1 protein-coding gene is annotated in these 1,311 nt (G+C 49.1%); it reads left to right on the top strand.

What is annotated here, in order from left to right; all coding sequences use genetic code 11:
* Positions 1 to 67: 67 nt before the first annotated feature.
* Positions 68 to 1,276 carry an IS256 family transposase gene (locus O9X78_RS20695; protein WP_269621584.1) on the top strand — a complete coding sequence of 403 codons (1,209 nt, stop codon included), beginning with the start codon at positions 68 to 70 and terminating at the stop codon, positions 1,274 to 1,276.
* Positions 1,277 to 1,311 lie beyond the last annotated feature (35 nt).

Consider the following 1,311-nt stretch of genomic DNA (forward strand, 5'->3'; position numbering starts at 1 on the left):
GGGACTGTAGATAAAACTGTGTAACTGCTTATCATTGAAAGCCAGTAATGGCTAAGGATAGGCAGTTATGAACAAGAAAGAACTGGAAGCCTTCGCTCGGGAGGCAGCTAAATCAATCAAGTCTGAGAGTGATCTCAACGACTTCCGTCAGATGCTCACCAAAGTGACGGTTGAAACGGCGCTGAATGCGGAGCTGGATGATCATCTTGGTTACGGGCGGCACCAGCAGTCCGAGTCGAGCAATAGCCGTAACGGCTATTCCAGAAAGACACTCAAAACCGAAGATGGCCAATTTGAACTCGACACTCCAAGGGATCGGGCCGGTAGCTTTGAGCCTCAGCTGGTCAAGAAGCAACAGACTCGCTTCACCTCAATGGACGACAAGATTCTCAGCCTTTACGCCAAAGGCATGACAACACGCGAGATCGTCGCAACGTTCAAAGAAATGTACGATGCCGATGTCTCCCCAACGCTCATTTCCAAGGTCACTGACAGCGTTATTGAGCGAGTAAGCGAGTGGCAATCCCGCCCCCTAGATGCGGTTTACCCCATCGTTTACCTTGACTGCATCGTGGTCAAAATCAGGCAAGACAAGCAGGTCATTAATAAGGCTATTTATCTGGCCCTCGGCGTCACGATGGAGGGGCATAAGGATTTACTGGGTATGTGGCTGTCTGAAAACGAAGGCGCGAAGTTCTGGCTCAACGTCCTGACTGAATTACAGAACCGAGGGGTTAAAGACATATTGATCGCCTGTGTCGACGGCCTGAAGGGCTTCCCTGAAGCAATAAACGCCGCCTTCCCTGAAACACGTATACAGCTTTGCATCGTCCACATGGTACGCAACTCGGTGAAGTATGTGGTCTGGAAGGACTATAAAGCGGTCACGGCTGATCTAAAGCAAATTTACCGATCTGCCACAGAGGAAGAAGCCTTGCTCGCACTGGAGGCGTTCGGTGAGCGCTGGAACGAGAAATACCCTCAGATTGCGAAGTCGTGGACGAATCACTGGCACAATCTCAATACGCTATTCACGTTCCCTGAGGACATTCGTAAAGCGATCTATACGACCAACGCCATCGAGTCACTCAACAGTGTCATTCGCAAAGCTATCAAGAAGCGTAAACTGTTCCCGACAGATGACTCGGCTCGAAAAGTTGTTTATCTTGCGATCATTGATGCATCAAAGAAATGGACAATGCCAATTAGAAATTGGCGTGCGGCCATGAACCGATTTATGATTGAGTTCGAAGACCGCTTGAAAGACTATGCGTAAACCACGAGCAGTTACACAGAATTATTTACAGGCTC

Source organism: Zhongshania aquatica (assembly GCF_027257955.1).
Taxonomy (GTDB): Bacteria; Pseudomonadota; Gammaproteobacteria; order Pseudomonadales; family Spongiibacteraceae; genus Spongiibacter; species Spongiibacter aquatica.

Coding starts and splice junctions, on each gene's coding strand:
- O9X78_RS20695 (WP_269621584.1), top strand. CDS start 68: ATGAACAAGAAAGAACTGGAAGCCTTCGCTCGGGAGGCAGCTAAATCA.